Source organism: Streptomyces sp. PSU-S4-23 (genome assembly GCF_055632315.1).
Genome location: NZ_JBVMUU010000002.1, coordinates 2,391,595 through 2,417,399 on the forward strand (window position 1 = coordinate 2,391,595; position 25,805 = coordinate 2,417,399).

Annotated in this window: 22 protein-coding genes, 1 other RNA gene and 1 pseudogene; 10 read left to right on the forward strand and 14 right to left on the reverse strand. The window is 71.3% G+C overall.

Annotated features, from left to right (window positions below; all coding sequences use genetic code 11):
- Positions 1–144: 144 nt before the first annotated feature.
- The 5 genes from ACZ79I_RS11630 (at position 145) to ACZ79I_RS11650 (ending at position 4,621) form a co-directional block, all read left to right on the forward strand.
- Positions 145–729 carry a hypothetical protein gene (locus ACZ79I_RS11630; protein WP_471496695.1) on the forward strand — a complete coding sequence of 195 codons (585 nt, stop codon included), beginning with the start codon at positions 145–147 and terminating at the stop codon, positions 727–729.
- A gap of 40 nt (positions 730–769) precedes the next feature.
- Positions 770–1,537, forward strand: a complete 768-nt coding sequence (locus ACZ79I_RS11635; protein ID WP_471496697.1) for a hypothetical protein — start codon at positions 770–772, stop codon at positions 1,535–1,537.
- Complete coding sequence (locus ACZ79I_RS11640; RefSeq protein ID WP_471496699.1) at positions 1,537–2,931, forward strand: hypothetical protein; 1,395 nt, start codon at positions 1,537–1,539, stop codon at positions 2,929–2,931. Before ACZ79I_RS11635 ends, ACZ79I_RS11640 begins: the two co-directional genes overlap by 1 nt.
- 49 nt (positions 2,932–2,980) lie before the next feature.
- Entirely contained in the window at positions 2,981–3,727 is a 747-nt protein-coding gene (locus ACZ79I_RS11645) for a class I SAM-dependent methyltransferase (RefSeq protein WP_471496701.1), read from the forward strand.
- 192 nt (positions 3,728–3,919) lie between these two features.
- Positions 3,920–4,621 (forward strand): restriction endonuclease, encoded by a 702-nt coding sequence (locus ACZ79I_RS11650; protein WP_471496703.1) that lies wholly within the window; start codon positions 3,920–3,922, stop codon positions 4,619–4,621.
- Between the two features lie 2 nt (positions 4,622–4,623).
- Here ACZ79I_RS11650 and ACZ79I_RS11655 read toward each other — a convergent pair whose 3' ends face one another.
- The 6 genes from ACZ79I_RS11655 to ACZ79I_RS11680 form a co-directional block, all read right to left on the reverse strand.
- Entirely contained in the window at positions 4,624–5,226 is a 603-nt protein-coding gene (locus ACZ79I_RS11655) for a non-canonical purine NTP pyrophosphatase (protein WP_471496705.1), read from the reverse strand.
- Positions 5,227–5,737: 511 nt separating this feature from the next.
- Positions 5,738–6,355 (reverse strand): ATP-binding protein, encoded by a 618-nt coding sequence (locus ACZ79I_RS11660; RefSeq protein WP_471496707.1) that lies wholly within the window; start codon positions 6,353–6,355, stop codon positions 5,738–5,740.
- A gap of 216 nt (positions 6,356–6,571) precedes the next feature.
- Positions 6,572–7,549 carry an asparaginase gene (locus ACZ79I_RS11665; protein WP_471496708.1) on the reverse strand — a complete coding sequence of 326 codons (978 nt, stop codon included), beginning with the start codon at positions 7,547–7,549 and terminating at the stop codon, positions 6,572–6,574.
- A 495-nt stretch (positions 7,550–8,044) separates the two neighbouring features.
- Positions 8,045–8,446: RNase P RNA component class A (gene rnpB, locus ACZ79I_RS11670), an RNA gene on the reverse strand.
- Positions 8,447–8,515: 69 nt separating this feature from the next.
- Positions 8,516–9,094: a Uma2 family endonuclease gene (locus ACZ79I_RS11675; protein ID WP_471496710.1), complete on the reverse strand. Its 579-nt coding sequence runs from the start codon at positions 9,092–9,094 to the stop codon at positions 8,516–8,518.
- A 219-nt stretch (positions 9,095–9,313) separates the two neighbouring features.
- Positions 9,314–10,750 carry an RNB domain-containing ribonuclease gene (locus tag ACZ79I_RS11680; protein WP_471496711.1) on the reverse strand — a complete coding sequence of 479 codons (1,437 nt, stop codon included), beginning with the start codon at positions 10,748–10,750 and terminating at the stop codon, positions 9,314–9,316.
- An 88-nt stretch (positions 10,751–10,838) separates the two neighbouring features.
- Here ACZ79I_RS11680 and yaaA point away from each other — a divergent pair, with 88 nt between their 5' ends.
- Entirely contained in the window at positions 10,839–11,639 is an 801-nt protein-coding gene (gene yaaA / locus ACZ79I_RS11685; protein WP_471496713.1) for a peroxide stress protein YaaA, read from the forward strand.
- Positions 11,640–11,762: 123 nt separating this feature from the next.
- On the opposite strand, the gene ACZ79I_RS11690 is transcribed toward yaaA, so the two are convergent.
- From ACZ79I_RS11690 to ACZ79I_RS11700, 3 genes are read right to left on the reverse strand one after another with little or no spacing between them, the layout of a single operon-like run.
- Positions 11,763–13,316: a bifunctional RNase H/acid phosphatase gene (locus ACZ79I_RS11690; RefSeq protein ID WP_471496714.1), complete on the reverse strand. Its 1,554-nt coding sequence runs from the start codon at positions 13,314–13,316 to the stop codon at positions 11,763–11,765.
- 12 nt (positions 13,317–13,328) lie between these two features.
- The gene (locus ACZ79I_RS11695; RefSeq protein ID WP_471504881.1) at positions 13,329–14,072 is read right to left on the reverse strand and encodes a zinc ribbon domain-containing protein; all 744 of its coding nucleotides are present in this window, start codon (positions 14,070–14,072) and stop codon (positions 13,329–13,331) included.
- Positions 14,069–15,013: a Nif3-like dinuclear metal center hexameric protein gene (locus ACZ79I_RS11700; protein ID WP_471496715.1), complete on the reverse strand. Its 945-nt coding sequence runs from the start codon at positions 15,011–15,013 to the stop codon at positions 14,069–14,071. Before ACZ79I_RS11700 ends, ACZ79I_RS11695 begins: the two co-directional genes overlap by 4 nt.
- 242 nt (positions 15,014–15,255) lie before the next feature.
- On the opposite strand from ACZ79I_RS11700, the gene ACZ79I_RS11705 reads away from it, so the two are divergent.
- Both ACZ79I_RS11705 and ACZ79I_RS11710 read left to right on the forward strand, forming a co-directional pair.
- Positions 15,256–16,581 carry a hypothetical protein gene (locus tag ACZ79I_RS11705; protein ID WP_471496717.1) on the forward strand — a complete coding sequence of 442 codons (1,326 nt, stop codon included), beginning with the start codon at positions 15,256–15,258 and terminating at the stop codon, positions 16,579–16,581.
- Between the two features lie 48 nt (positions 16,582–16,629).
- The gene (locus tag ACZ79I_RS11710) at positions 16,630–16,797 is read left to right on the forward strand and encodes a hypothetical protein (RefSeq protein ID WP_471496718.1); all 168 of its coding nucleotides are present in this window, start codon (positions 16,630–16,632) and stop codon (positions 16,795–16,797) included.
- Positions 16,798–17,034: 237 nt separating this feature from the next.
- On the opposite strand, the gene ACZ79I_RS11715 is transcribed toward ACZ79I_RS11710, so the two are convergent.
- From ACZ79I_RS11715 to ACZ79I_RS11725, 3 genes are all read right to left on the reverse strand, one after another.
- Positions 17,035–18,012, reverse strand: a complete 978-nt coding sequence (locus ACZ79I_RS11715) for a 3-oxoacyl-ACP reductase (protein WP_471496720.1) — start codon at positions 18,010–18,012, stop codon at positions 17,035–17,037.
- A gap of 57 nt (positions 18,013–18,069) precedes the next feature.
- Positions 18,070–19,146 (reverse strand): Zn-dependent alcohol dehydrogenase, encoded by a 1,077-nt coding sequence (locus ACZ79I_RS11720; RefSeq protein WP_471496722.1) that lies wholly within the window; start codon positions 19,144–19,146, stop codon positions 18,070–18,072.
- Positions 19,147–19,257: 111 nt separating this feature from the next.
- On the reverse strand, positions 19,258–20,115 hold the full coding sequence (locus ACZ79I_RS11725) for a MaoC/PaaZ C-terminal domain-containing protein (RefSeq protein WP_471496723.1): 858 nt from the start codon (positions 20,113–20,115) through the stop codon (positions 19,258–19,260).
- Between the two features lie 311 nt (positions 20,116–20,426).
- Between ACZ79I_RS11725 and ACZ79I_RS11730 the strand changes: the two genes are divergently transcribed.
- Positions 20,427–21,806 (forward strand): sensor histidine kinase, encoded by a 1,380-nt coding sequence (locus ACZ79I_RS11730; protein ID WP_471504884.1) that lies wholly within the window; start codon positions 20,427–20,429, stop codon positions 21,804–21,806.
- 74 nt (positions 21,807–21,880) lie between these two features.
- The gene (locus ACZ79I_RS11735) at positions 21,881–22,522 is read left to right on the forward strand and encodes a response regulator (protein WP_471496725.1); all 642 of its coding nucleotides are present in this window, start codon (positions 21,881–21,883) and stop codon (positions 22,520–22,522) included.
- A gap of 376 nt (positions 22,523–22,898) precedes the next feature.
- On the opposite strand, the pseudogene ACZ79I_RS11740 reads toward ACZ79I_RS11735, so the two are convergent.
- Together ACZ79I_RS11740 and ACZ79I_RS11745 are read right to left on the reverse strand one after the other, a co-directional pair.
- Positions 22,899–24,336, reverse strand: a pseudogene (locus ACZ79I_RS11740) (MFS transporter).
- Positions 24,337–24,572: 236 nt separating this feature from the next.
- Positions 24,573–25,763: a lipid-transfer protein gene (locus tag ACZ79I_RS11745; RefSeq protein WP_471496726.1), complete on the reverse strand. Its 1,191-nt coding sequence runs from the start codon at positions 25,761–25,763 to the stop codon at positions 24,573–24,575.
- Between the last annotated feature and the right edge of the window lie 42 nt (positions 25,764–25,805).

A 25,805-nucleotide genomic window follows, 5' to 3' on the forward strand; every position in this document is an offset into this window, starting at 1 on the left:
AACGCCATCTGGGCAGCGCGGACGCCAAAGGGCGCCCGCGCTGCCCGCCAGCAGAACAGCCGAACATCGCGACCGATCCGGACCAGCTGGGCTCCGCCTGACCTGGTTCGGCTGGATCACCCATGCCTGAACAGGGAGGACACCGTGCCTGTCGAGATCGAAATGCGTGCCCGCTTCAGCCGAGAGGCCCACGACCAGCTCGTCTCGCGCCTCGAACAGGACGGCGAAGACCTCGGCCGCGACGACAAGCACATCTACTTCTACGTGTTGTCCGACCAACTGCTGAAGGTTACTGACAACATCACCGCCAACACGGCGAAGATCACCCTCAAGACCAGCAAGATCGGGAACGGCACGGCTTTTCCTGAGACGGAGATCCCCATCGCCCGCGAGGACGTTGCGGCCGCCGTCTACGTCTTCAACGCACTCGGTTTCGAGAACACGATGCACAAGGCGTACAACCAGCGCCGCAACTTCCGCCTTGGCGGTGTCGAGATCGCCGTCAAGTGGAGTGAAGCGTGGGGCCACCATGCCGAGTTCGAGGTACTCCTCGGTGACGACCCGAGCCCGGCAGCAGTGGAGACGGCTCACGAGCGCATCAACTCGGTAGCCCGCGAACTGGGTGTCCCTCTCATGAGTGAGGAGGAGCTCGCCGAGTTCACCGCAGCCTTCGAAGCAGCGCAGAACGCTCCCGAAGAATCCGCCCCGCAGGTGACACCCGCCACCTGAGTCAACTCGTCGCGATAGACCACCGAGAGGGGTGGACTAGATGAGCACGACCCCGCCGGCCACCAGCCTGGTGGAGCTCGCCGCACGCAAGCAGCTCCCACATCACCAGTTCACCGACCACGCAACGCTGCGCTGGATCGAGGGGAACCGGCCACGCCTGCTCGACGGTGCACCGTCGAGCATCCGGGTCACCTCCCGCAGACTTCTCACCCGTGCGGCGATACCGGCGGCCTGGCTCGCAGAACCCCGACTACGCGATTCTCTGCACGGAGTCCGTCACGCGATGCGCACAGCCGCACTCGCAGCACTCCTCGCTGAGACCACCGGTCTCGACGAACCGGATACCGCCACGCTGATCGTTGCCGCTGCCGTCCACGACTGCCGTCGCCTCCATGACAAGGACGACCGAGGGCATGGAGCCCGCGCCGCGCAATGGCTCACCAGGAACACAGAGGTCATCTGGGAGCACTTCCACATGGGGGCGACCGAGCCGGCCGTCACTCAAGCCGCTACCTCGGTACGCCTCCACGACGTGCCGTACTCGGACTTCACCACGGATGACGAAGCCGACTACTCGAGCGCCCAGAAGATCAGCGATCTGGTGAAGGCGGCCGACGCGCTGGACCGGTACCGGCTGCCGAAGCTCAGCTGGTGGCCGGACCCTCAGCACGTACGCGTCGGGGCGTTCGACCAGCTCCGTGCAGCCGCCTTCGACCTGGTCCTGTGGTCCGAAGCCAGCCACCTGGCGGGACTGGACAGCGCGGACGCTGTCTTCAAGGCCCTCGAGCGGCGGGAGCTGATCGGCTGATGGACTTCCTCGACGCGTACCACCTGTGGGCCGACGCCCACGAGTTCTACGAGGCGTCGATCATCCCCAACCTGGCCGAGGCCACTGGCCCCCTGACCGAGCAGAGCGCTGCCTGGGAATCCCGCCTGGCCGAGGAGACCCCCCAGGGCGCTCTCCTTCGCAGCAACGCCCTCTTCGACGCCCTCAGCAGTGGCGACAAGCTGCACCTGCTGCACGTCACCCATGCTCTGGAGGAGATCAACGAGCACGGGGTGCTGTACCCCTCGGGCGGATGTCTTGTCGGCAGCATCTACTGTGCCCCGCTTACCGCAGCCGGCCAGGGCTTTCGGATGCACAATCTCGCCTCGTACGTTCTCAACAGAGAGGCCCCGGCCTTCCTCAAGAGGATCGGCAAACCCGAGGCGACGCCCACTCCCCTCCTATTCGAGATCGACGTGCCACGCCAGGCGTACCGCGGCCTCGCCGGCATCGACTACCTGCGGCTCGGCGCCATCCACCTGAGCATCTACAGCCATCTCGAATACCTGCTGTCCAAGGCCGAACGGCACCAGTTGCGCGAGACGATCATCAGCCGGGCGAAGAACTCCGCCAGTTTCCTCGCCCTCGCCTCGGCCATCGCGCACACAGGTGCCACCGTCGCGGCCGAGTCGTTCCTCCAACTGCTCGACGAGACCATTCCACGCCTGCCCATCCTCGGATACGTGTACTTCGAGGCACTCGCCGAGTACCTGATGCTGCACTCCACCAGCGACGAGACCAAGCACCTGGCAGAACTCGGCGAGCTCAACAACTGGCTCTACAAAGAGATGATCTTCTCCTCCGAACTGGCCATGGCCGGCAAGTTCGATCTCGCCAAGTTCCGCCCCTCCCCTGACAAGCTCGACGGCCTGCTCGCGCAGGTGGATTCGACGATCGATCCGCAGCACACCCGGCACTACCTCATGGAGCGGATCAGCTATCTCGTCGCCGCCCGCCTCTTCACACCCGGGCAGGTCCCAGAGGAGTGGCGGCACACCCGCTGGGAGTTCGACAGCCTGGCCACCCACCTGGGCCCGCTACTGGGCCATCTCATCCACCGCGAACTGAGGACCTTCGGCCGGTACCCCGACTTCTACTTCTACTTCGACCAGCACAAGGCACTCCAGGCATGGAACTACTGGAACCACATGGACATCATCACGCCCTTCAACGGCACGATCCCGAAGGGCGAGATCGGCATCAACCCCGCCTACCCCGATCTCGAATACCGGGTCTGGCGCGCCGAACAAGATGGTGCAGGGCGACTTCACCCGACGGAGCAGCTGGACGTGACCATCGCTCCGCGGCTTGTGGACATCAAGTACACCCTGATGCGCAACAGCCGGTCAGCAAGCCCGTCATCGACCGCCGCGTGAGGAACCGGCCCCGCCCACCTGCCCGCACACGATCTCCAAGGAGACCATCGTGACCGTCCAGCCGGACACCGAGACCACCACGCCGGACCTGTTGGCACAGCAGATAGCCGAGCTTCTGCGGCAGCCAACTACCACACACGGGCTCGCCCGCACTCTGCGCGCCGCCAAGAAGGAACTCGAAGTCCACCGCACTCACCTGGCCAGCCAGGATGCCTGGCCCAACGGACGCATCGACAAGACGCCCCGCAAGGTACAGATCGGCGGCGGTGCCCATCAGATCGGCGGCTTCTTCAACATCGACGTCGCACCGCCCGCGGACCTCCTGTGGGATGTCCGCGAAGGGATACCCCTGCACGACGATTCCGTCGACGAACTGTTCTCCGAACACTTCCTGGAGCACGTCGACTATCCGCGCTCAGCCAAGTACTACGCGCTCGAAGCTCACCGTGTGCTCACCCCCGGCGGCCGACTCATCACCGGTGTCCCCGACGCCGCGTTCGTGCTCTCCCAATACCCGGATGGCACCGCGGACAGCAAAGAGATGATCAAGCGGTGGTACGGGAAGCGGGACTGCCTCGATCACATCAACACGCATCTCGACCTGATCAACTACGTCTTCCGGGACCAGGACGACAACCCCACCTACAGCCCGCACTACTGGGCCTACGACTACGACAAGCTCGTCCAGCTGTTCACCGAGGCCGGTTTCACCACCGTCGAGCCCTGGACCTTCGACCCGCAGCTGGCCAACCCGAAGCGCCAGTGGGCCAGTGTCTACGTGCTCGCCACCAAGTAGCCGGATCATGCTCGGGCCGACGTAGGCGCAGGCCGACCTCATGTGATCCGGTGGCAGAACGGCGGCCGAACGGCCGGAGCGGGAGCCCCTTGTACACGATGGGCCTCCCAGCGACGTGGCCGAGAAGGCGCTCTTGGCGTCGCGCTCCGGCGCTTCCACACTGTCGAACAGATCATGGCGATCGGGGGATGGATGGCCAAGCGGACGGGCCGCCGAAACAGGATGCAGCGGCGACGGCAAGCGGGCCTTGCCGGTGGCGCCCTCGCCACCGCCGTGTTCGTGTTGTGGCAGTTTCCATGGCTACTGCTCGGCCTCGTCTGTGCCGCTGCAGCGGGTAGCGCTGGGTGGTACCTGTGGGCTGCGCACCGCCGCGAACGCCACGGTGATCTCGCCTGGCGCCAACAGGACCAGCGCATGGCGCTGGAACGGTCTATGGCTGCCATCGACGCCATGACCTGGCAGGACTTCGAACGATACGTGGCCGAACTCTGCAGGCGCGACGGCTGCACCGAGGTCGCTGTGGTCGGCGGCTCGGGTGATCTCGCGGCGGACGTGGTCGGCAGCCTGCCGGACGGCCGCCGCCTGGTCGTGCAGGTCAAGCACTATGCACCCCACCGCACTGTGCCCAGCGGTGACATGCAGAAGTTCGTCGGCATGGCGTTCGCCGAGCACAACGCGGATGTCGCCGTCTTCGTCGCGACCTGCGAGTTCGGCAGATCCGCTCGCGACCTCGCCCTCAAGCACAACATCGTCGCCCTGAACCGCAACCTCTTCGGCTCATGGAACAGCGGAGCACCCCTTGCGTCCCTGCTTCCGCTCAGCGGCGCCGGCGGCGGACTGCCTCACGGCCGCCGAAACGCGCGTCGAAAGAGTGGAAGGCAGGGAGCGGCTTGACGTCAGTGCCGAGGTTCCACCTCGGCCAGCCAGGCGCCCAGCGCGGCAACAACCGAGTTGCCTCGCCACTCAGCGAAGATCTGATCCTGTTCAACCGACGGCAGGGCCGACAGCGTCGACGTGGCGCCCTCCGGAACGAAGATCGACCACAAGTCGGACCACGAGCGTAGGCCAGTCCCGCGATCCGGCGCCGGAGCAATGGTGCCGGGCTTCCTGGAATCGTCAGCAAAGGTATGAAGCACCCCCTCCGCGTCAGCGTAGACGGCGGCGCTGGCGAACCGACAGGTCCGCTTCTCCGTGAGGTCCGCGAGATGCGTAAGCCCTGCAGGACCAAATGCCTCAAGGGCCTGCTTCACCATCGGTCCCGGCCAGCCGCCGAACTCCTCGATGTAGAAGCCGGAATCCTCCACAAACAGCGGTCGCTTGAGCACTTCGAACGCCTGCCGAGCCTTGTGACGCGCAATCTCTGCAACCGATGTCGTCTGGATCTCGTCCAAGTCCAGAGCTACCTGCTCCACCTCGATTCCCCACGGGGCAAGGTGCTCTTGGGCGGTTCGGAACTTTCCTGCATTTCCCGTACACATTGCCACCTTGAAGCCTGGCATGAGCGAAGTGTCTCCTTTCAAGAGTGATGCTGGACGGGAGGTGGAGGGGGCACATCCGCGACCGGACTCGACGTCAACTGGCCTGAAGTTCGGCCACAATGCGTGCCGATTCACGTCGGGCGAGCCCCAGCCGGAGGGTGCTGGGCGTAGGCGTGAAGGCCCTCCGCAGATCGACAGCAGCGGCGGCGGACAACGAGGGTGTCATACGGCTCCTTGGGTGCTGTATGACGACGGTACCAATGGATCAGGCCCATTTGTGATCGAGGTGTCTCAGCCTCCGCTCACGGCACCTCTCGCACCTGACGTTCAGTGACGGCAACATCTGGGCGAAGATGGATTCCGCAGCCGGGCCGTGACGACGGGCTCAGCGGGACTGAGACGGCGCTTCCAGAGTCTCGGCCGGCATCCACTTCCGTAGGGCTTCCGGCACGGTCACGGCGCCTTCGGGCTGTTGGTGCTGCTCGATGATGATCGGACCGCGGGGGTCGGTCGGCCGTTTCGGATCACAGCATCAGGCAGCTTGATGCTGCTTCCCAGCAGTTGCTGGGAGGAACGAGAACCGCGGGTTGGCCGGCGACGCCGTGCGGGCCTGGCGCTCTGTTCGTCGCACGGCAGGTTCACCCGCATGAGGTGAGGGCGGTGCATCCGCGGAGTTGTGGCCCAAGCCGTCGGTCGACGGCTCCGGCGTGATCTCGAACCATGTCGTCTTGCCTGGGGGTTGCGGTTGCGTCCCCCAGGCATCCGCCAAGGCGTTCACGAGCAGGAGGCCCCGACCGCCTTCGTCGTTCGGTCCGGCCTCAACAGCGCTCGGCAACGATGCGTCCGCGTCCGTGACCTCGACGCGAAGCCGCTCATCGGCCCGCGTCACAGAGACACCGCACGGAGCCTCTGTGTACAGGACAGCGTTGGCGATCACCTCGCCGGCCAGCAGCTCGACGGTCTCCAGCGTCTGGTCCGACATCGGAAGCCCCAGGTCCTGGGCCAGCGAGACAACTTGACGGCGTGCGGCCGGGACAGCGTCGACAACAGGCGCAACCGTGAATCCGTACGTCGGACGTTCGGAACTGCGACGCGCCATGACGACAACCTCACCCTTGGTAGTGGCCTCAGTGAAGAAGAAGCCTTCCACCCGACAAGGACTGTGTGAGGACAGTCTGTCCGCAGGCACGCCCGGCAAGACGCCTTGACTATTCGGCGAGTTGTGGTACCCGGGTCAGCTTCTGTCGCGGCTGAGAAACACCGGAGGCGCTCGTCGATTAGACCGTACCCCTCCGCACCTCACATCAGACCTCTCCGCTGCGGTCACGGCTTCGCTCGCGGCATCCAATTGGCTGACGTGCGTGGGTCAGTGCGCGAAGGCTGCGAACTTCTCGGCGATCGTCTCGCGGTCCGCGTCCTGAGCGAGCAACGCCTGGAGCAGGAGGCGTGCCTGGTAGGCGCTGAGGTCGCCGGCAGAGACGAGCCCGCAGTTGATCAGGTCCATCTCTGAGCCGGGGAAGCCGTACGTTCGGTTCAGGACCAGGCCGTTGCCGATACGTGAGGCGAAGACCACGGGGATTCGCGCGGCGAGCCGTTCGAGGCTCTCGACGAGTCGCTGAGGGACATGTCCGACACCGAAAGCGGCGACAACGAGCCCGTCGCATCGGCCGTCCCACGCCGCGATCAGCGTGCCGTCGTCGCCGAGGCTGACCGTGTACAGGCCCACGCGTGCGGCACGGCTCGGCGGCGCCAGAGGACCGTGCCGGCGCCGCAGCGGGGCAGCCAGCCGCACACGGTCCTCGGTTATCCGGCCGATGGGCCCGGCTCCGGGTGACATGAAGGCGGCGGGACTGGTGGTGTGGGTCTTACGGACATGGCGTGCCGCGTGGATCTCGTCGTTCAGGACGACCAGCGCCCCGGCCCCACGCAGCTGGGGGTCGGCTGCGGCGATGACGGCCGCGTACAGGTTGGCAGGGCCGTCAGGGCCCGCCATGGTGGAGTTGCGCATGGCACCGGTGACGATGACCGGCTGGTCGTGACCGTGGTGGAGGTCGAGGAAGAACGCGGTCTCCTCAATGGTGTCGGTGCCCTGCGTGATCACCACCCCGTCGACGTCGCCACCTTCGAGGGTCTTGCCGATCGCTGCGACAAGCTCCACGAGGTCCTCAAAAGTGAGGGACGCACCAGGCACCCGGCGAAAGTCGTGCACCCGCAGGTCGATGCCGTGATTGTCCAGGCCAGGGATGGCGGCCAGGAGGTCGTGGGCGGAGAGGGCCGGAACGACCCCGCCGGTCACCGGGTCGGTGGTCATGGCGATGGTGCCACCGAGAGAGTAGACAGCCACCGTCCTTGTCGCGCCCACCATCGCCCCCCAAACAGTCTCAAGTTGAATGGATCTAGGCCCTCGGAGATCGTTCCGTGCAGGCTATCGGGTCGCCCCCACCACGACCTCAGCCCCGGATTGCAACGCGGCGGCCACGTACGCGCAGGCCCGGTCCAAGGCGTCGAGGCTGAGGCGCAGCCAGCGGTCGTCGGCCGAGCGACGACGCATGATCCTGCCCATCAGTACGCCCCCGTCGCGGGCAAGGCATGCGATCAGCACAGCACATCGATCCCTTTGCGCTCTTCCTTTGGGCGTGAAGGATTGCCTGGTCGACTTGTCTCGGCGACCGACGGCGTCGCCCGCTCCTCTGCTCTGGGACTTTTCAGGGACTTTCAGCACTGTCTGAGGGACTTCCGAGGGACTTTTCGCCGCCTAACGCGGCAAGCTCTTGAAAGATCAGAAAGGGCCTCCGATGCAGGTCAGAGGCCCTTTCTCAGGCAAAGCCGCAGGTGGCGGCAGACGAGTCGGGCTGTACGCCGGGTTCTGTTCCGGAGGGTCCTCGCGGGCCCTCCGGCGACGGCCATCCATCTAGGACCGGCGTTGCCGCCGGCCTCGTGCGGTCTACCCGCGGACTCGGGCGGGCAGCCCTCGATCGTCCGCGCAGGAGCGCCGGGGCGCTCCCTTTTGACCTTGCTCCGGGTGGGGTTTACCTAGCTGCCCAGGTCACCCTGGGCACTGGTGGTCTCTTACACCGCCGTTTCACCCTTACCGAGGACCGAGGTCCCCGGCGGTCTGTTTTCTGTGGCACTGTCCCGCGGGTCACCCCGGGTGGCTGTTGGCCACCACCCTGCCCTGTGGAGCCCGGACGTTCCTCGGGGAGGTCCACCAGGACCTCCACGCGGCCGCCCGCCCGGCTCGTCTGCCGTGTCGACCATGGTACCGGGCGTGGGGTGCCCTCGGTGCGGCGGCCGGGCCCCGTCGGCCGCGTCAGAGGAAGTCCGCCGTGTCCAGTTCGAAGGCGAACGGCTCCGGGAGGGTGAGCGGCTTGCCGAAGGGGAGCGTGCAGTGCTGGCGGTAGTCGTCACGCCCGGGAGTGCTGAACAGCGTGACCGAGGAGTCGTCGCGGTCGACGAGCAGGTACAGGGGGATGCCTCCGCGGGCGTAGCACCGGCGTTTGGCATCACGGTCGGTCCCGGCCCTGGTGGACGTCACCTCCAGAACCATGGCGACGCCGTCGCAGGGCATCCAGGGGTCGGCGCCCCGGTAGAGCCGCAGTTTCTCGGGGGCGAAGGTGCCGTCGGGGATCACGTGGTTCTTCGGGCAGGCGCCCCCGCTCTGCAGTTTCAGGCCCTTGTTCCCGGAGAACTGCATGTCGGTCCGGGCCCGCCTGATCACTTGGCTCACGATCAGGCCGATGTAGTCCTCGTGGTCCCCGTCCGGCGGCGGTGTCACAACGATCTCCCCCTCGATCAGTTCGGCCCGGAAACCCTCCGGTGTGTCCAGGGCGAGAAAGCCCTCCAGCAGGACCTCTTCCTGCGTGAGCGGCTCGTGGGCCATGGCAGTCATGTCACGCCCCTCCTTCTGTCGCCCGTCAGACTGGGGCATCGGAAGATCACCTGTCCGTGAGATCGGGAACCGTTCCCTCGATCGTGGCACACGGTCACGCCCGCCGTCAGGGATGCGCGCGGCGAGCCGGTCGCTCTCCGCGGTCGTCCTCGGCCCGCCCCGCGCGGCCCGGCCGCTCCGCCGCCACGTCGGCGACGCCGACCGTCTCGTCCCGGGCGATCACGCGGGCGCGAACCGGACCGCCGCCGCTGCCGGAGCGGCCCGGGTGAGCCGGACCCGCAGGCGTTCCCCCAGCGGCAGCGGGGCCGTGCCGCTCTCGACGGGGGCGGCCACCGGGGGCCATTCCACCTGGACGGTGCCGAGGGTGGGTTCGTCCTCCCGTACGTCCACCACGCAGCCGTCGAAGACCTCGCCGACGCGGTCCTGGAGCAGGGCGGCCGCGACGGTGTCCAGGCACGCGTGCTCGACCGCGTCGGACCGGCGGCCGCCTTCCGCCGTCTCCCCGGGGAGCGCGTCGAGCGCCCCGAGGACCCAGTCGGGCGGGGCCCGGTTCGCGACGGCCGCGAGGCAGATCTCCGAGGCGTAGCGGTCGGTGAGGCGGTGCAGCGGCTCCGTGCAGTGGGCGTAGGGCGCGGCGACCGCGGCATGGGCGGTGATGGGCGGCAGCACGCCGTCGCGGAAGACCGTGCAGCCGGCGCCGCGCAGCAGGGTCGTGCACTCCTGGAGGAAGGCCGCGTGAGGGGGCCGATGCGGGTCCAGGGAGCGGATGAGGCGTGCGTAGGAGGCGTGGCGCGGCCAGTCGATGCGCAGGGCGTGCGCGCTGCGGCGCAGTCGGCCGATCGCACCGTCCGGAGCGGCCGGGAGCGTCCACAGCGCTCCGGTGCCGTGGGCGAGCATGAGGGCCGCCGCGGCCATGCCGGTGAGGAGGCAGAGCTGTTCGCTCCATCCCTGGACGGGGAGCGGGGCGCGGTAGGCCAGTTGGTATGTGTGGTCGTGCTCCAGGATGTCCAGTTCGGGCACGGTGAGGGAGATGCCGCCGCGTTCCGCCTCCAGTGCCTCGCGCAGCCGGCCGATGTCCTTCAGGAGGGCGAGGGGCTCCTCGGCGGTGCCGCCCTCGATCTCCTTCTGCACGCCGTGGTGGCCGAGTCCGGCGCGGCTGCGTACGAGGGCGCGGCGGACGTCGGTGGCGACGGTGCGGCCGTCCGCGTCGAGGTCGAGGGTCCACAGCACGGCGGGGCGTGTCGCGCCCGGCAGCAGGCTCGCGGCGTCCTCGGCGACCGGGGCCGGGTGCAGCGGGATCCCGCCGTCCGGGAAGCACAGGGTGGTGACCCGGCGGTGGGCCTCGGCGTCCAGGGCGCCGCCGGGCGGGACGAAGGCGGCGAGGTCGGCGACGGCGTACCGGACGCGGAAACCGCCGGTGCGCCGCGCGAGGTGCAGGGCGTGGCCGCGGCCGGCGGCGGACCGGCCGAGTGTGAAGAAGGGGAGGTCGGTGGCGTCGTCGGCGGGCAGGCGCGGCTCCCTGGTGACACGCTCGGCCTCGGCGAGTACCTCGGCGGGGAAGTCCCCGGGTACCCCGGGTCCGGCGCGCAGCCCGCGCAGCGCGGCCCGCAGCGGGCCCTCGGGGGCGCCGACGACGCGGATGGGGCGGCGGGGCATGGTTCGAGCCTAGGGCGGGGCCGGTGGGGCGGCATCCCGACGCCCACCAGGCCGTACGCTGACGCGGAGCTCTACTGAAGGAGTACGTGTGCTTGTCCTGCTGCCGCCCTCCGAAGGCAAGGCGCCCTCCGGCCGGGGTGCCCCGCTGAGGCTGGAGTCGCTGTCGTTGCCGGGGCTGACCGCCGCACGGGAGGCCGTCCTCGACGAACTGGTCGCGTTGTGCAGCGGCGACGAGGAGAAGGCGCGCGAGGTGCTGGGGCTCAGCGAGGGCCTGCGCGGTGAGGTCGCCAAGAACGCCGGGCTGCGGACGGCGGGGGCGCGGCCCGCCGGGGAGATCTACACGGGTGTGCTGTACGACGCCCTGGGCCTGGCCTCGCTGGACACGGCGGCCAGGCGTCGCGCGGCCGGTTCCCTGCTGGTGTTCTCGGGACTGTGGGGCGCGGTCCGGGTGACGGACCGGATTCCCTCCTACCGCTGCTCGATGGGCGTCAAGCTGCCGGGGCTCGGGGCGCTGGGCGCGTACTGGCGGGCGCCGATGGCCGCCGTCCTGCCCGAGGCGGCCGGTGACGGTCTGGTGCTGGACCTGCGCTCCTCCGCGTACGCGGCCGCGTGGAGGCCGAAGGGTGAGCTGGCGGGGCGGACGGCCACCGTGCGGGTGCTGCACTCCCAGGTCGTGGACGGTGTGGAGAAGCGGTCGGTGGTCAGCCACTTCAACAAGGCGACGAAGGGGCGGATCGTGCGCGGTCTGCTGGCCGCGGGGGCCGCGCCGAAGGACCCGGCGGAACTGGTGGTGGCGCTGAGGGACCTGGGTCACACGGTGGAGGCGGAGGCGCCGGCCAGGGCGGGGAGGGCGTGGTCGCTGGACGTGGTGGTCTCGGAGATCCACTGAGCCCGGCGCCCCGTCCGTTGCACAAGGTGCAACCGCTGCAACGGTCTGCAGCGACGGACGGGGACCGGGCCCGGATCCGGGGGGCGGCCGGGGGGCGGCGGCACCGCGCCGTCGGCCGTTGACTCAGCGCAGGTGGGACGTGTCGTTGAGAAGGCGGAGGCTGGCGTTGCCGTCCGCGTAGTACGCCACCGCCGTCAGGGACGCCGCGGACAGCTCCATGCGGAACAGGGCCTCCTGGGGTGCGCCGAGGGCCAGGCGGACGAGGGTCTTGATGGGTGTCACGTGGGAGACGAGCAGAACCGTGCGGCCCGCGTGGGCGGCGATGAGGTCGTCCCGCGCGGCGGAGACCCGGCGGGCGACGGCCGCGAAGCTCTCGCCGCCGCCGGTGGGCGCGGCCTCCGGGTCGGCCAGCCAGGCGTCCATGTCGTCCGGGTAGCGCTCGCGTACCTCGGCGAACGTCAGGCCCTCCCAGGCTCCGAAACCGGTCTCGCGCAGCCCGTCCTCGACGCTCACCGCCAGCCCCAGGCGGGCGGCGACGATCCCGGCGGTCTCGCGGCAGCGGGCGAGGGGCGAGGAGACGACGGCCTGGACGGTGCCGCGCACGGCCAGCGCGGCGGCGACGCGTTCGGCCTGGCGCCGGCCGGTGTCGGACAGGGCCGGGTCGCCGCCGTCGCTGCCGGAGAACCGCTTGAGCGGGGTGAGGGGGGTCTCACCGTGCCGCAGCAGGACGAAGGTGGTCGGGGCGCCGAGGTCGGGGGGCGGGACGGAGGCGACATGACGGGCGGCCCGGACGTCGGCACGGGCACGCGCCACGGGGGCACTTTCCACGGGGGCACTTTCCACGGGGGCACTCTCCACGGGGGCACTCTCCACGGGGGCACTCTCCACGGGGGCACGCTCGACGGGGGCACGCTCACCAGGGGCAACCGCGCCCGGGCGAACGGAACCCGGACCGCCGGTCCCCGCCAGAGCCGCCCCGGCGCGCACGTCGCCCGGTGGGCCGGACGGTTCGGGCACCGTCACGGCCGGCGTACCCGCCCCGCCCGGCATAACCGGCCCGCCCGGCGTACCTGGCCCCGCGGCGGCCACCCCGGCGGTCGCCGCTCCCTCACCCGCCCCCTTGGGCGCCGGACCGCTGCCCGCCGCCAGAGCCGCCCGCGCGCGTGCCGCCCCGGCGCGCGCGTCGCCCGGTGGGCCGGACGGTTCGGGCACCGTCACGGCCGGGGCGCCCGGCTCCCCGGCGGGCCGGGAGGCACTCCACCGCTCGCCCCGGCTCCCCGCGTCCATCGCCTCGTTGGCCAGCCGGTCCGCGTGCTTGTTGCGCTCGCGCGGGATCCACTCGTACGTGACCCGTGCGGCGGGGAACACGGCGGCGGCCCGCATCGCCAGCGGCTTCATGTCCGGGTGCTTGATCTTCCAGCGGCCCGACATCTGCTCCACGACCAGCTTGGAGTCCATGCGGACGTGCACCCGCCCGGTGGGGTCCAGCTCGTGGGCCGCGCACAGCCCCGCCAGCAGCCCGCGGTACTCGGCGACGTTGTTCGTGGCGACGCCGATGAACTCGGCGCGCTCCGCCAGCGTTTCGCCCGTGGCAGCGTCCCGCACCACACAGCCGTAGCCCGCGGGCCCCGGGTTGCCCCGGGACCCGCCGTCGGCCTCGACGATGAACTCCCGCACGCCGTAGGCCTCTTACAGACCGGACTCGTTGGTGCGCACCAGGATGCGGCGGCAGTTCTCGCAGCGGACGACCGTGTCGGGCGCCGCCGCGCGGATCTCGTTCAGCTCGGTGATCGCCAGCTCCTGGCGGCAGCCCTGGCAGGTGCGCTGGTAGAGCTTGGCCGCGCCGATGCCGCCCTGCTGCTCGCGCAGCCTGTCGTAGAGCTTCAGCAGGTCCGCGGGCACCGAACCCGCGATGACCTCGCGTTCCTTGGTCACCGAGGCCACCTCGCCGTCGATCTCCTCGAAGGCCGCGTCCCGGCGTGCCGTGGCGTCGTCGATCTTCGACTGCACCGACGCGACCCGCCCGGTCAGCTCGCCGACCCGCTCCTGCGCGGACTCGCGGCGCTCCATCACCTCCAGGACCACGTCCTCCAGATCGCCCTGCCGCTTGGCGAGCGAGGCGATCTCGTGCTGGAGGTTCTCCAGGTCCTTCGGGGAGGTGACCGCGCCGGAGTCGAGGCGCTGCTGGTCGCGGGCGGCGCGCTGGCGCACCTGGTCCACGTCCTGCTCCGCCTTGGTCTGCTCGCGGGCGCAGTCGCTCTCCTCGGTCTGCGCGGCCACCAGCAGATCGCGCAGCTGCGTGAGGTCCTTGGTCAGCGACTCGATCTCGGCGTGCTCGGGCAGGGACCTCCGACGGTGCGCAAGCTGCTGGAGGCGTACGTCCAGGGCCTGGACGTCGAGGAGTCGGATCTGGTCGGCGGACGCGGCGTTCAGTTGGGGGCTCCAGGAGGATCGGAGGGGGCGCGTGAGGCGCTCTCTGCAGGGGCGGTGGTGGGCGACGAAGGGGAAGAGGCGTGCGCAGCGCTCGTTGGAAGGGCGGTGGCGGACGCCGCGTGGGCGGTCCAGGGGTCGGTGACCGTCGTCGAGACGTGGACGCGCAGGTCCCATCCGTGCCGGTCGGAGATCTCGTCGAGCTGGGACGCGGCCAGCTCGCACCAGGGCCACTCGGTGGCCCAGTGCGCCGCGTCGAGCAGCGCGAGAGGACGGTGGGTGTGAGCGGCCATGAACTCGGACGCCGGGTGGTGGCGCAGGTCCGCGGTGAGGAAGGCGTCGACGCCGGCCGCCCGGACGTCGTCGAAGAGGCTGTCGCCGGAACCGCCGCTGACGGCGACCGTGCGGACGGGCGCGTCGGGGTCGCCGGCGACGCGGATGCCCTGCGCGGTGGCGGGCAGCCGTTCGGCGGCGCGGGCGGCCAGTTCGCGGACGGTCAGCGGGTGGTCGAGCTCGCAGACGCGGCCGAGGCCCCGGCGGCCTTCCGGATCGGTCGGGTCCGGCACGAGGGGGCGCACGACCCTGAGGTCGAGCGCGGCGGCGAGGGCGTCGCTGACGCCGGGGTCGGCGCGGTCGGCGTTGGTGTGGGCGACGTGCAGCGCGATGTCGTTCTTGATGAGGGTGTGTACGACACGGCCCTTGAAGGTGGAGGCCGCCACCGTCGTCGTACCGCGCAGGTAGAGCGGATGGTGGGTGACCAGCAGATCCGCGCCCAGCCCCACCGCCTCGTCGACGATCTCCTGTACGGGGTCGACGGCGAAGAGGACCCGGGAGACCTCCTGGCCGGGGTCGCCCACGACCGTGCCGACCGCGTCCCAGGACTCGGCCCGCTCGGCGGGCCACAGGGTCTCCAGCGCGGCGATGACTTCAGACAGACGGGGCACGGGGAAAAGGCTACCTGCCCCGGGTCCGTGTCCCACCGGTCACGGGCCATTCGCCCAGGCGGGGAGGGGACGGACGGCACAGGGGTGCGCGACGGCGGGCCGTGCGCCCCCTGCTGCAGCACATCCGCCCCCGTTTTTTCGGACAAACCGTGGGACGAACACCCCTTTGTGTGAAGCAGCGGCTCGCCGATGCCACGCCCGTGCGTACGAAAACTAGCTTCGTTGCGGGAGGTGACCGAACGATGACGGCCTGTGCCTTCATGACCGCCACGGAGAACGGGAACGACTGGGCGGCCCGACCCGGATGCGTGATCACCGCGGACGGTACCTACGCGGCGCGCCTCGCCCTGGACGGCGACTCCTGGTACCCCGAGCGCTGGACCCTGGCCGGCCCCGAACCGTACGCCGTGCCGCTGCCGGGCAACCAGCCGGAGGAACCCGGCACCGAAGTACAGCCGATGGCCGACGGGCGGGTGCTGATCCACCGCGTCGCGGACGGGCGGCACACGTTCTCGCTGCTCTATCCGACGGGACCGGGGACGGGGGAACTGCCGCTGGGCGCGGTGGAGTGCCCCGGGGAGGGAACGCGGCTGTGGCTGCTGCCGCCCGCGCCGACCGGGGACCGCGCGTTCGCGCTCGCGGCGGGCCGGGAGTCGGCGACCGTGTGGCTCGTGTCGGGCGGGGCCTTCGGGCCGGAGCGCCTGGCCGAGGTGCCCGGCCGGTGCTCGGGCGGGGTGTGGCTGGACCGTACGGGCCGGCTGCTGGCCCTGGACCGCACACCGGACGGGGGTCCCACCAGGACGGTGGTGGTGGATCTGGCGCGGGGCGGTGAGATGTCGCCCCTGCTGCAGATCGCGGACGGCAGCGACGACCGTCTGGTGCTCGCGGACCCGGACAGCGGGCTGCTGCTGATCCGGTCCGACGCGCCGTCACCGGGCCGCCACCGGCTGGGGTGGGGGGTGATGGGCAGCAGGCTGCCGGTGCGTTTCCCCGAGTGCCTGCTGCTGGACTGCCCGGCGACGCCGTTCGCGATCCAGCCGGGGAACGCGCTGATGCCGGAGGGCTGCGCGGTGGCGCTGCGGATCGACGGGCCGGCGGGCACCTGGGTCGCGGTGTGGCGCCCCGTGGACCGCCGGATCCACCATCTCGCTCCGCCTGCGGGCTGGTTGACCGGGGCGGGGCTGTGGACGCGGGACGGGGTGCTGCGGCTGCCGTACACGACCGGCGTCGTGCGGTGCGGGGTGGCGCGGCTGGAGCCGGCCGGGCGGCCGGCGGCCCTGCCCGCGGCCCTGCCGGCGGCCCTGCCCGCGGCCCTGCCCGCGGTGCGGGAGGAGACCGGGGGGCCGGTCCCGGGGTTCGCGGAGCAGGAGGCGGCGCGGCCGGTGCCGCTGCGGGAGGCGCCGTTGCGGGGGCCCACGGTGCGGGAGGTGGCGCCCCTGGCCCGGTTCTTCGCGGCGCGGCGCCCGTTGAAGATGCGCGCGGAGGTGCCCGCGGACGGTGAAGGGCACGGCGACGCGCGCGGCACGACGGCCCAAATCGCCGAGACGACTGTCACCGCCGCCCGTTAGACTCGCCCGGCTGTACGAAGGATCATGTTGACGGGGTGAACTTTTCCGATGAACGACACCAGTACGACCATGCCGCTGTCCGCCGAGGCCCACCAGCTCTCGGGTCACGGCCGGCACCGCGGCCCGGTCTCCGCGCAGGAGTCCGAGGCGGCTCCGCACGGCCGGCACCGCAAGCCGTCCGGGCAGGAGTCCGAACGGGCCGGCTCGGCGGCCTGACGGCGGCCCGCGAGGAACCGTACGCACGCTGACCGCGCGTCAGCCGGGCGGCGGCCGGCCGGCCGCCGCAGCACACGGCCCCGCCCGTCCCACGACGGGCGGGGCCGTCGCGTAAGGGAAGCCGTCACGCACGGGCAGCCGTCACGTACGGGCTTTCGCCCCCTTCCGGACGCCCCGCCGCCCCGTCGCACGGCCGCACGGCCGCACGGCCGCTCGGCCGCTAGACCGCACGGCCGCTCAGCGGTCCGCCGAAGCCGGCGCCCGGTCCGCCGAGTCCCGCTCGTGCCGGAGCCCGAGTACCTCCGCCGCCGCGAACGTCTCCCCCTCCGGCCGCTGCGCGTAGTGCGGGGTGAGCAGCGCGCCGAGTTCGTCGTAGGTGAAGGCGTCCCGCCTGGTGTCGAACCTCGCCCGCACGCGCGGCCGGTCGACGATCGCGACCAGGCCGCCGTGGACGACCAGGAGCTGGCCGTTGACCCGTGCCGCGGCGGGTGACGCCAGATAGCCGACGAGCGGCGCGACATGCTCGGGAGCGAGCGGATCGAGGCCCCCCTCCGGCTGTGCGAAGCCGGCGAAGACGTCCTGCGTCATACGCGTCCTGGCGCGCGGGCAGATCACGTTGGCCGTCACCCCGTACTTGGCGAGCGCGAGCGCCGTCGATGTCGTGAGGCCGACGATTCCCCCCTTCGCCGCCGCGTAGTTGGGCTGTCCGGCCGAACCCGCCAGGAACGCCTCCGACGAGGTGTTCACGATCCGCCCGTACACCGGGCGGTCCGCCGCCTTGGAGCGCGCCCGCCAGTGCGCGGCGGCGAAGCGGGTCGTGTTGAAGTGGCCCTTGAGATGGACCCGGATCACCGAGTCCCATTCGTCCTCGGACATCGAGAAGACCATGCGGTCGCGCAGGATGCCGGCGTTGTTGACCAGGACGTCCAGCTTCCCGAACTCGGCGACGGCCGACTCGACGAGTGCCCGGGCCTGTTCGAAGTCGGCGACGTCCCCGGTGTGGGCGACGGCCCGGCCGCCCGCCGCGCGGATCTCGGCGGCGACCTCCTCGGCGGGGGCCGCGGACGCCTGACCGGAACCGTCCCGGCCCGGCTGCCCGTAGTCGTTGACGACGACGGACGCGCCGAGCCGGGCGAGCTCCAGCGCCTCGGCCCGGCCCAGGCCCCGGCCCGCGCCGGTGACGACCGCGGACAGCCCTTCCAGTGGCAGCGACATCAAGGTCCTTTCGGAACGCTGTCGAAACTGTCGGATGAACGGGGAGGCACCAAGGGCTCAGATCTCGATGCAGGTGCGCAGCGCGGTGCCCGTCCGCATCTGCTCCAGCGCCTCGTTGATCCCGGTGAGCGGCACCCGGTGCGTGATCAGTCCCGCCAGGTCGATGCGCCCGGCGCGCCAGAGCGCGATGGTCCGCTCGTACGAGCGCAGGACGTCCCCGCCGCCGTACAGGGACGGCAGGATCCGCTTCTCGTCGAAGAACAGCTCGAACATGTTGAGTTGGAGGACGTCGTCCATCGCGCCCGCGCCGACCACGACGAGGGTGCCGCCGCGGCGGGTGTTCTCGTACGCCGTGCGGGCCGTGGCCGACCTGCCGACCACTTCGAAGACGTAGTCGAAGCCTTCGCCTCCGGTGACCTGCTGCTTGGCGTCGGGCAGTTCCTCGGGCGGGACCGCCTTCGTGGCACCGAACTTCAGCGCGGCCTCGCGGCGCGAGACGACCGGGTCGACGGCGACGATCTCGGCGGCCCCCTTGAGCCGCGCCCCCTGGATCGCGGAGATACCGACACCGCCGCACCCGATGACGGCGACGGACGAGCCGGCCTCGACGTCCGCCGTGTTGAGGGCCGCGCCCAGGCCCGTGGTCACACCGCAGCCGATGAGGGCGGCGATGTCGTACGGCACGTCGTCCGGGATCGGCACGGCGCAGCCCGCGTCGACGACGACCTCCTCGGTGAAGGTGCCGGTGCCGGCGAAGCCGAAGACATCGCCGCCGGCCCGCCTGAAGTTGGGGGTGCCCGCGTTCATGAACCCGGCCAGGCACAGCTCGGTCTGCCCGCGCTTGCAGGCGGGGCACGCGCCGCAGGCCGGCAGCCAGCACACGACCACCCGGTCGCCCGGCTTGACGTTGCGCACGCCCTCGCCGACCTCCAGGATCTCGCCCGCGCCCTCGTGGCCGGGCACGAACGGGGCGGGCTGCGGCAGCACGCCGCTCATCGCGGACAGGTCCGAGTGGCACAGCCCCGTGGCGCGCACCCGGATCCTGACCCTGCCGGGGCCGAACCCCGTCGCCTCGACGTCGTCGAAGACCTCCAGCTTGTCCTGGCCGATCTCCTGCAGCACGGCTGCGCGCATGGTGCGGCTCCCCTCGAAGTCTCGGTGGCCCGGTGGCCCTATATGCCTGAGTGCCTGAGTGCCTGAGTGCCTGAGTGCCTGAGTGCCTGAGTGGCCCGGTGGCCCGGAGGCTCAGGAGTGTTCGACGATCGTGTCGGCGAGGACCGGGGCGTCGTCCCGTTCGGCCGCGCTCACGGAGACCCGGACCGCACCGTCCTGCCGCCACATGCGGATGCGGAGGGTCTCGCCCGGGAAGACGACCCCGGCGAAGCGCGTGGAGTAGGCGCGGACGCGGGCCACGTCGCCGTCGAGCTCCGTGTCCACGACCGCCTTGAGCGTCATCCCGTAGGTGCACAGGCCGTGCAGGATGGGCCGCTCGAACCCGGCGGTCTTCGCGAAGTCGGGGTCGGCGTGCATCGGGTTCCAGTCGCCGCAGAGGCGGTAGAGGAGGGCCTGGTCCTCCCGGATCGGCCGCTCGACCACCCGGTCCGGCTCGTCGGCGGGCGGTGCCAGGCGGGTGGACGGGCCGCGGTCGCCGCCCCAGCCGCCCTCGCCGCGCAGGAAGATCTGCGCGTCGCTGGTCCACAGCGGGCCGTCGGCGTCGGCGACGTCGGTGCGCAGGACGAGGATGGCGGCCGTGCCCTTGTCGTACACGGCGGCGACACGGGATGTGGCGGTGGCCCTTCCCTCGGCCGGGAGCGGGCGGTTGATCCGCAGGGTCTGGCCTCCGTGCAGCACTCGGGCGAGGTCGACCTCCACACCCGGCATGGACAGGCCACTGATCACGCCGGGGGCGCCCGCGCCCGCGACGGTGGCGAAGCTCGGCAGGACGTGCAGCCGGGACTCGAAGGTGTACCGCAGTTCGTCGGGGTCGGTCGCGGGGACGCCGGCGCCGATGCCGAGGTGGTAGAGCTGAACGTCCTTGTGATCCCAGGTGATCTCGCCGGAGCGGGGTTCGGCTGCGAGGGCCGCAGCTTCGTCGATGGGCATGGGGCTCCTGACACTGGCGGGGAAAGACCCCGGTGCGGCCGTCCGCACCGTCGGCCGCACCGGGGTCGTCACGGGGCCGTGGAACCCGCCCGTTCTAGAACGCGTTCCAGTACGGCGCCCCCCTGTATAGCCCAGCCTTCCGCAGTTGTGAAGCCTGCTGACGCAGCGTCAGATCGGCTTCGCGTCCCCACGGCCGGCGGCACCCATGACATTTGTCCCGGCCGATCGCGTACAAGCGGCGCTGCCGGGCCGGCTCCCGCACCCGTAGCGTCGTGGGCATGACGCGGATGACGGGGACGAGGGCGACGACGATGACCGGGCTACGGGCGAAGACGATGACCGGGCTACGGGCGAAGACGGGGACAAGGCGAAGGACGGGCACTGCGGAGGCGTGCCACCGGACCGGCCGGGCCTTCCCGCCGCTGGACGACGCGGGACCGCCGCCCAGCGGCTACTCCCTGCTGCCCTGGCTGTTGATGGGGACGGGCTCGCTCTCCAACGTCCTCCGGGCCGAGACCCCCAACCCGTGGATCGGCGCACTCGGTCTGCTCACCTTCAACTCCTGCTATGTCTATGTGGCGTTCCGCGCCTTCGACAGGAGCCGGCGCGAGGCGCGCTCCACGCGGACGGCACTGCTGCTGATGGGGGTGGTGACCTGTGCCCTCGCCCTCGGCTACGGCGGCAGCTGGCTGCTGTTCTTCCCGCTGCTGGGGCTGGCGACGGGCGCGATCGTACGGGGCCCGGCGCTCGGGCGGACGGGCCTCGGGCTGAGCGCGCTGGCCGGTGCGGTCGCCGGGCTGCGCGAGGGCTGGGACGGGATCGGCATCGCTTACGGCACCTTCCTGTCGACCATGGTGACGGCCGCCCTCCTGTCCCTCTCCGAGGCGGTGCGCGAACTGCGCGCCGCCCGGGAGGAACTGGCGCGGCGCGCGGTGGAGAAGGAACGCCTTCGCTTCTCCCGCGACCTGCACGACCTGCTCGGCCACACCTTGTCGGTGATCGTCGTGAAGTCGGAGGCGGCCCGCCGCCTGGCCCCCCGCGATCTGGAGGCCGCGCTGGTGGAGGTGACGGACATCGAGTCCGTGGGCCGCCAGGCGCTCACCGAGATCCGCGAGGCGGTGACCGGCTACCGCGAGGGCAGCCTCGCCACGGAACTGGACCGTGCCCGCTCGGCCCTGACCGCCGCCGGCATGGAACCCGTCGTGCACCGGTCGGGCCCGCCGCTGGGCCCCCGGACCGAGGCCCTGCTCGGCTGGGTGGTCCGCGAGGCGGTCACCAACGCCGTACGCCACAGCGGCGCGGCCCGCTGCGAGATCACCGTCGACGGCACTTCGGAGCGGGTCCGGCTGACGGTCGCCGACAACGGTACGGGCACGTCCTCCGCGCCGGCTCCCGGAGGCGCCGACGGGACGGGGCTGAAGGGCCTGGCGGAACGCCTCGCGGCGGCGGGCGGGTCGTTGCGGGCGGGCCCCTCGCCGCGCGGCGGCTTCAGGGTCACCGCGGAACTGCCGGTGGAGCCCGAACTCCCCGTCGAGCCCGAACCCCCCGCCAAGGCCGAACCCCCCGTCGAGCCCGAACCCCCCGCCAAGGCCGAACCCCCCGTCGAGGCCGGACTCCCCGTGGCCGAACCCCCCGTGGAGCCGGGCTCCGTGCAGGCGCCGACGGCGGCCGCGGCACCCGGGGCCGAGTGACCGCGCACGGCCGCACCCGTCCGGACGGCCGGCGACGGCTCTCGGGGCGCCGGCCCGCACCGTACGCTGGCCCCGTGGACGAGACGCCCCGACGTCAGCACCCCGCAAAGGCCATCAGGGTCCTGCTCGCCGAGGACCAGGGCATGATGCGCGGGGCCCTGGCCCTGCTGCTCGGCATGGAGGACGACATCGAGGTCGTCGCTCAGCTCTCCTCCGGCGACACGATCGTGGACGCGGTGCTGACCCACCGCCCGGACGTGGCCCTGCTGGACATCGAGCTGCCGGGCATCAGCGGCCTGGAAGCGGCGGCCGAACTGCGCGAACGGGCCCCCGGCTGCCGGGTGCTGATCCTCACCACCTTCGGCCGGCCCGGCTATCTGCGCCGGGCCATGGAGGCGGGTGCCGCCGGATTCCTGGTCAAGGACGGCCCGGTGGAGGAGCTGGCCGCCGTGATCCGGCGGGTGCTGCGCGGCGAGACGGTGGTCGACCCGGCGCTGGCCGCGGCCGCCCTCAGCGCCGGCCCCAACCCGCTGACCGCGCGCGAGTGCGACGTGCTGAAGGCGTCCGTGGACGGGGCGACGGTCGCCGACATCGCGGCCAGGCTCCATCTCTCCGAGTCCACGGTCCGCAACTACCTCTCCTCCGCCATCGGCAAGACGGGCACCCGCAACCGCATGGAGGCGATGCGGGAGGCCCGGCAGCAAGGCTGGCTCTGAGAACACCCGGGCCCCGGTGAGGTCCGCCGGACCCGTTCCTCTCCTGGTGCGTCGCCTTCACCGACGTCAGAGTCGTACCGTTCGGCGCCACACACAGGAACCAGTCCTCCGGCCGGCCGTCGACAGGGCGGATCGCCCCCTCGCCGCCGGAGGTCGTGGCCCGGGGGCCGCCGACGGACCTGCGTGGTCGTGCCGTCGCTCCAGGTGCAGGTGACCTGCTCGACGCCCTTGACGACCTGGCCGAACACCAGGCTGCCGTGAACCATGACGACGCTGACCGTTGGGGGGATCGCCGTCTCCATCAGCCTCTCGTCCACCGTGTTGTCGAACAGGACCAGCGGAGCTCCCTCCACGACGGTCCGGCGCACGATTTGCCTCACCGGACGGGGCTCTTGCGCGGCAGCCACACCTGCATCAGCACGGCCCCCGCGAGCAGCAGGACCCCGCTCGTGCGGAACGCCTCCGCGTACCCCTCCGTCAGGGCCTGCGCCGACCGGGCTCCCCCCGTGCGGGTCGCCGCGATCGTCGACATGACCGCGAGCCCCAGGGAACCGCCCATCGTGCGCGAGGTGTTGATCAGGCCCGACACCAGTCCGGCGTCCCCCGGCCGCGCACCCGAGGTGGCGAGCGCGGCGAGCGGGGTCGCCGCCAGGCCGGCACCCAGCATCATCAGGATCCCCGGGAACATGATCGCCGTCAGATACCCGCCGTGCGCCGTCATCGTCGACTGCCAGCCGAACCCGGCGGCCGCGATCAGCGTGCCGAGCACCGCCACGTTCCGCGCCCCGAGGGCCGGCATGACCCGCGGGGCGAGCTTCGAGCCGAGGACCACCGCCAGCGAGCTGGGCACCAGGGCGAGACCGGCGTCCAGGGGCGAGTAGCCGAGGACGTTCTGTGCGTACAGCGTCATGAAGAACCACATGCAGAACATCGCTGAGCCGGAGACGAACATGGCCGCGTTCGCCGAGGCCACCGACCGCAGCCGGAGCAGCTTCAGCGGCATCAGCGGGGTCTTCGTGCGTGCCTCGACGGTGAGGAACAGGCCGACCAGGGCGAGCCCGGCGCACAGCGGCAGCAGCGTCGCCGCCGCCGTCCAGCCCTCCGCCTCCGTCTGCACGATCCCGTAGGCGAGCGTGGCGAGACCCGTGGTGACCAGGAGCGCGCCGGGCAGGTCGAGGCGCCGCCCGTCACCGGCGCGGCTCTCCGTCAGCCACCGCTTCGATCCGGCCAGGACGACGGCGCCGACCGGCACATTGATCAGCAGCACCCACCGCCATGACAGCCCGTCCACCAGCAGTCCGCCGACGAGCCCGCCCGCCGCGCCGCCGCCGGCGCCCACCGCGGTCCAGGTCGCGATGGCCCGTGCGCGGGCCCCGCCCTCCGGGACGGCCGAGGTGAGCAGCGTCAGCGTCGAGGGGGCGAGGACGGCCGCGCCCAGCCCCTGCGCGGCCCGCGCGGCCAGCAACTGCCAGCCCTCCCCCGCCAGCCCGCCGCCCAGGGAGGCCACCGTGAACAGGGAGAGCCCGACGAGGAACATCCGCTTGCGCCCGTACAGGTCCCCGGCTCTCCCGCCGAGCAGCATGAACCCGGCGAAGGCGATCGCGTAGGCGTTCACGACCCTCCCCCAGAGGGGGTACCCCCAGCAGTCCCGGCGCGCTCAGCCCGAGGTCGGCCCGCATCGACGGCAGCGCCACATTGACGACGGACACGTCCAGCACGACGAGGAACTGCCCGGCGCACGCGAGCGCGACCACCACCCAGGTGGGCGGCGCGGTACGGCGGAGGCGTGCGGTGTCTTCGGCGGCTCGGAGCATGGGGTCATGCTTCCAACCGCCGTACCGCTCCGCATCGGTATTTCGTCCTACCGGCCTCGGTCCTGCGACCTGCGACCCGCGTCCGGACCACCCGCCCCGCGTCCGGACCACCCGCCCTGCGGCCGCACGCCCCGGATCCGCCGGTGCCCCAGGCCGCGCGGCCGGCCGGGACGAACCCGCGGCCGATGTTCCGGACTTGTGTTCCGGACTTGTGTTCCGGACTTCGAGCGAAACGCTCAGGCGGCCCGCAGCAGCGTCACGACCGCCGCGCCGCCGAGCCCGATGTTGTGCGCCAGACCGGTCCGGGCGCCGTCGGCCTGGCGCCCGCCCGCCTCCCCGCGCAGCTGCCACACCAGTTCGGCGATCTGCGCGATCCCGGTGGCGCCCAGCGGATGCCCCTTGGAGATCAGGCCGCCGGACGGGTTCACCACCCATCGCCCGCCGTACGTCGTGGCCCCGGACTCGACGAGCGGGCCCGACTCGCCGGGCCCGCACATGCCGAGCGCCTCGTAGGTCAGCAGTTCGTTGACGGAGAAGCAGTCGTGCAGTTCCACGACGTCCACGTCCTCGATGCCGAGCCCGGCCCGCTCGTACACCCGCCGTGCCGCCGCACGCGACATCGGCTGTCCGACGACGTCGATGCACGAGCCCGACGCGAAGGACTCCTCCGTGTCCGTGGCCATCTCCTGGGCCACGATCTCGACGGCCCGCTCCCCCATGCCGTGCCGTTCCACGAAGCGTTCGGAGACGACGACCGCGGCGGCGGCGCCGTCGGACGTCGGCGAGCACTGCAGCCGGGTCAGCGGCCGGTGCACCGTGCGTGCGGCGAGGATGTCGTCCACCTCGTACACGTCCTGGAACTGTGCGTACGGGTTGTGCGCCGAGTGCCGGTGGTTCTTGGCGGCCACGGCGGCCAGCTGCGCCTCGGTGGTGCCGTACCGCTCCATGTGCTCGCGGGCCGCGTCGCCGAAGATCTGCGCGGTCGGCGGGGTCATCTCGAAGCCGTGCCGGGCGGCCATGATCCCGTAGTGCCGGGCCACGGGGGAGGCGGAGAAGTCGCCTCCGTCGGCGCCCTGGCCCAGTGCCCCCTTCTTCATCTTCTCGAATCCCAGCGCCAGCACGCAGTCGCAGGCCCCGCCCTCGACGAGCTGCCGGGCCAGCATCAGGGCGGTCGAGCCGGTCGCGCAGTTGTTGTTGACGTTGTAGACGGGCACCCCGGTCAGGCCGAGTTCGTAGGCGGCGCGCTGCCCGGCCGTGGACGGCTGGAAGCAGTAGCCGACGGGAACCTGTTCCACCTCGGCGTAGGTGATCCCGGCATCGTCGAGAGCACCGCTACCGGCCTCCCGCACCATGTCCCAGTACTGCCATTCACGGGTCTCGGGCTTCTCGAACTTGGTCATCCCGACCCCGGCTACATAGGCCCTCATGAGGAGTCAGAGTAGAACACGTTTCACTTCCAGGACAGCCCT

Bases quoted from the DNA above. Each gene is read 5' to 3' on its own strand.
- ACZ79I_RS11635 (WP_471496697.1), top strand. From the start codon at position 770: ATGAGCACGACCCCGCCGGCCACCAGCCTGGTGGAGCTCGCCGCACGC.
- ACZ79I_RS11640 (WP_471496699.1), top strand. From the start codon at position 1,537: ATGGACTTCCTCGACGCGTACCACCTGTGGGCCGACGCCCACGAGTTC.
- ACZ79I_RS11650 (WP_471496703.1), top strand. From the start codon at position 3,920: ATGGCCAAGCGGACGGGCCGCCGAAACAGGATGCAGCGGCGACGGCAA.
- ACZ79I_RS11655 (WP_471496705.1), bottom strand. From the start codon at position 5,226: ATGCCAGGCTTCAAGGTGGCAATGTGTACGGGAAATGCAGGAAAGTTC.
- ACZ79I_RS11675 (WP_471496710.1), bottom strand. From the start codon at position 9,094: ATGACTGCCATGGCCCACGAGCCGCTCACGCAGGAAGAGGTCCTGCTG.
- ACZ79I_RS11680 (WP_471496711.1), bottom strand. From the start codon at position 10,750: ATGCCCCGCCGCCCCATCCGCGTCGTCGGCGCCCCCGAGGGCCCGCTG.
- ACZ79I_RS11705 (WP_471496717.1), top strand. From the start codon at position 15,256: ATGACGGCCTGTGCCTTCATGACCGCCACGGAGAACGGGAACGACTGG.
- ACZ79I_RS11710 (WP_471496718.1), top strand. From the start codon at position 16,630: ATGAACGACACCAGTACGACCATGCCGCTGTCCGCCGAGGCCCACCAG.
- ACZ79I_RS11715 (WP_471496720.1), bottom strand. From the start codon at position 18,012: ATGTCGCTGCCACTGGAAGGGCTGTCCGCGGTCGTCACCGGCGCGGGC.
- ACZ79I_RS11720 (WP_471496722.1), bottom strand. From the start codon at position 19,146: ATGCGCGCAGCCGTGCTGCAGGAGATCGGCCAGGACAAGCTGGAGGTC.
- ACZ79I_RS11725 (WP_471496723.1), bottom strand. From the start codon at position 20,115: ATGCCCATCGACGAAGCTGCGGCCCTCGCAGCCGAACCCCGCTCCGGC.
- ACZ79I_RS11730 (WP_471504884.1), top strand. From the start codon at position 20,427: ATGACCGGGCTACGGGCGAAGACGATGACCGGGCTACGGGCGAAGACG.
- ACZ79I_RS11745 (WP_471496726.1), bottom strand. From the start codon at position 25,763: ATGAGGGCCTATGTAGCCGGGGTCGGGATGACCAAGTTCGAGAAGCCC.